Source organism: Methylobacterium sp. J-070 (genome assembly GCF_022829385.1).
Taxonomy (GTDB): Bacteria; Pseudomonadota; Alphaproteobacteria; order Rhizobiales; family Beijerinckiaceae; genus Methylobacterium.
On the sequence record NZ_JAKSXX010000043.1, the window covers coordinates 1 to 3,403 of the forward strand.

At 66.2% G+C, this 3,403-nt stretch carries 3 protein-coding genes; 1 reads left to right on the forward strand and 2 read right to left on the reverse strand.

The annotated features are described in order from the left end of the window. Both MKL01_RS01995 and MKL01_RS02000 read right to left on the reverse strand, forming a co-directional pair. Nucleotides 1-207: DUF5681 domain-containing protein (locus MKL01_RS01995; protein ID WP_243903562.1), on the reverse strand; the 207-nt coding region annotated here is incomplete at its 3' end. A 301-nt stretch (nt 208-508) separates the two neighbouring features. After that, the gene (locus tag MKL01_RS02000) at nt 509-1,786 is read right to left on the reverse strand and encodes an NAD(P)/FAD-dependent oxidoreductase (RefSeq protein ID WP_243903563.1); all 1,278 of its coding nucleotides are present in this window, start codon (nt 1,784-1,786) and stop codon (nt 509-511) included. 934 nt (nt 1,787-2,720) lie between these two features. On the opposite strand from MKL01_RS02000, the gene MKL01_RS02005 reads away from it, so the two are divergent. Then, nucleotides 2,721-3,008: a GCG_CRPN prefix-to-repeats domain-containing protein gene (locus MKL01_RS02005; protein WP_243903564.1), complete on the forward strand. Its 288-nt coding sequence runs from the start codon at nt 2,721-2,723 to the stop codon at nt 3,006-3,008. The last annotated feature ends 395 nt before the right edge of the window (nt 3,009-3,403 follow it).

Here is a 3,403-nt window from a genome sequence, read left to right on the forward strand (position 1 = left end):
GCGGGGCGAAAGCAGGCGGTCCAGGCACAGCTTCATCGCGCCCCCGTCGCCGGCCAGGGCCTGCTCGATGGCCTTGCGGGACAGGGCTTCCGCCTCGCCCTCGAAGATCGCCTCAAGGGCCAGCGTGGAGCGGTTGCGCGAGCCGCGGGGGCGGCCGGCTGGGTTGCCGGATTGGCCGGGCTCGAAGTGGATGTCCTCTCTCGGCATCGGTCAAGCTTTCGGGCGGCCGACCTGTAAACAACAGGCCAAGAACAGGTCGGATGTATAGCACCGGCTATGGGATTTCACGACTGTTCATCGGGATCAGCTACCACGGTGTCCGGTGCAACCTCGACGAGAACCTGAAAGACAGCGCTCGCCGCCGACTTGGGGATCCAGGCTGCTCGATCCGCGCACGCATCGCCCGGACGCGCTCTGGGATGAACTGATGTTGGATCCGCGCGGTTGGCAAAGTCCTCAATCTGCCTGACAGAGCTGACATCGGCCCTGGTGTGTCCGCGGAACGGTGTCAGGACAGACCCGGCGCGAGGATATCGAGCGGTTTAGCCCGGTCGGTCGCTGCGCCCTTGGGCGGGAAGGGGGCCTCCTCAGCAATCAGCGCGGCATAGGCTGGTAGCCAGCGCCCGCAATCGACCGACACAGCAGCGATGCAGCGGCCCTCTCGCCCATAGAGAATGAGGAAGCGGCCTGAGGCTACGTCGCCATGTGCGATCGTCATCGCGTCCGCGCCTTCCGTGAGCCCAGCCGACTTGATGGTGACACCGGCTTGAGACGACCAGAAGGCCGGAAGCGTGGCGTAGCTCTGTTCGGGGTTGCCCCCGGCGAGCAAGCGACCGGCGCGTGCGCCTTGCGCAACGGCGTGGCCCCAGTGCTCTACGGCGATGCGGCGCCCACCATAGAGTGGGTGGGGGAAGCGTGCGACATCTCCTGCCGCCGCGACCATGGGGTCGGGCCGCCCGTCTACGTCGAGGACGTAACCATCCGCGTCGCAGTCAACCCCACCGACATCGAACGACAGGCCGGAACCATCAAGCCACTCAGTGTTGCGTACGGCGCCGAGTGCAATCACCGCCACGTCAGCCGCGATACGCGTCCCGTCCGTGAGATGAGCGGCTACGAACCGGCCGCCCACATCCTCCAGCCATTCAACCTCAAAGCCGAGACGTAGATCAACCCCGCGGGACTCGTGCATGGCGCCGACAATCGTGCCGATATATCGGCCCAGTGCGCGTGCGAGCGGTGCCGAGCCAAGCTGGACCAGGGTCACAGGCAGGTCGAGCCGCCGGCATGCGCTCGCGACCTCACAGCCGATCAAGCCGCCGCCGATCACCACCACACGCTTCGGACCGGCGGCAAGCGCTTGTCGCAGAGCGACGGCATCGTCCCGCCCGCGTAGGGTGAATACCCCTGCGAGCTGGCCCTCGTGCGGGTTCGGCCAGGGTCGGGCGCGGGTGCCTGTAGCGATCAACAAACGGTCGTAGGACAGGCCACACCCGCTCGCGAGATGCAGGGTGCGGGATCCACGGTCGAGACGCACAGCTGGGCTGCCGAGGTGCCAATCGACGTCTGAACCAAGGCTGCTCGGCAGGGTGGTCGCATCCGCTTGGATCTCGCCGGTGAGAACATGTTTTGACAGGGGCGGGCGGTCGTAGGGGCGGTATGGCTCGGCGCCCACGATGGCCAGTGGACCGGAGAACCCAGCCTCGCGCATCGCCTCAGCGCCACGCAGAGCTGCAAGACCGGCTCCGACCACGATCGCGCGCTCGGAGGTCGATCCCAGTGCCATCTCAGGCGTCCCGTCCTAGAATTTCGATCTGGGTTGCCACGACTGGGCAGGCGACGCGCGCCCGCTTGATATCAGTACGATCACCCGGCGTGGGGAAGGGATGGTAGAGCACGGCCTCGCGTCCTTCGATGCGGCAGTGCCGCGGCGCCACATTGCGGCACTGGGCGTAGGCTTGGCAGAGATTTACGTCGTTGTTCACCCGGAGACCGAGTGGCAGGGTGGAAGCGAGTATGCGTGGGAACCGCGACCAACCACGGCGGTTCCGCACGACTCACCCTCTCCCTCCAACAAAACCGTCCCGGACCATGATGGTGACAGCGGCGGTGAGCGCCATTTGGCGGGCGGCCTGAATGCCAACGGCAAGGGCGGCTTGATCGCATGGGGTCATGGCCGAGCCGTCCCGCCGGACCCCGACAGCAGATCAGCCCACACGGCGCGCAGGATCGTCATCCGAACCTCAGCTCGATCTGGATCCGTGTTGGCGAGCGCGTTCATAAGGATGTCGAGGGCCTCGACGCCATCAGCCGCGTAAACTTCACGCCCCTTGCGGGCGAGTGCGGTTCGGAAGGCGATAGCTGCGGGTGCATCAGGCTCACGACGCTCGATGCTCTGCACGAGCCCGAGGACGAATGCCCCCGTTGGCGTCAGATCGGAGGCGGCAGGCCGGCTCATGCCTGTGCCTCCAGCTCAGCCTCGAACGCCGTCATCTCCGCGTCGGTCGCGGCCACGGCCGAGCACCAGGCCATGTGAACCGGGATCGGCTTGTAGGTGACAGCGGCCACGGCCGTGCCGCCCAACATGCCGCGACGAGGGCGGAGGTCCGTTTGTTTGCAGGCCGTTATGGCCAGGGTCACTTCCCATTCACGTCGCCGATGCGATCTGTATCTTCCCCACGGCCAGTTCCGCGGCCCGGGTTCGCACAGGAGGTCTGATCATGACGCACCTGAAGATGCTCACGGCAGCCGCCGCTATCGCTAGTGGTCTCGGCCTTGCTTCGGCCGCTAGCGCCGCTCCCATGGCACCGGTCGCAGTTGATGCGATCACCGGCACAGCGCCGATCACCGACGTCGCCTACGGCTGCGGCCCTGGCTTCGCACCCGGTCGCTTCGGCTACTGCCGGCCGATCTTCCGCCGCTACGGCTACTACGGTCCGCGGCGCTTCTACGGCCCGCGTCGGTTCTATGGCGGCCCGTACTACGGTCCGCGGCGGTTCTACTATTGAGCCTGATCGCTCACGGCTGCGCGGACTGGATGGAACGCGAACCCATTCAGTTCGTCGCCGACATCTGCGCCGAGCTGCTGCTGCGCCCGACATGACCGTCTTGCAAGAAGCCGTCAGGCTTCGGACACTACTGCAACGAGCTGTCTATATCGACGTTGGGGCTGGCTAGGAGTCTCCGATGCCTCTCGCTCTCGTGAGCCTTATCGTTATGGTCGCCGCGCTCACTGCCGGGGCATTTGCTCTTCGTCAGGCTGAGAGCCCGTCCGATAAGGGTCTGAGGCGGGGTTGAGTGGCCGGGATGGCGATGATTCCAGGGGGGTGCTGAAGCCTGACCTGGACCTGCCATGTGGACCCCGACCACCCGGCGGCAGCATAGCCGCGCGGGCCTTCGCTAT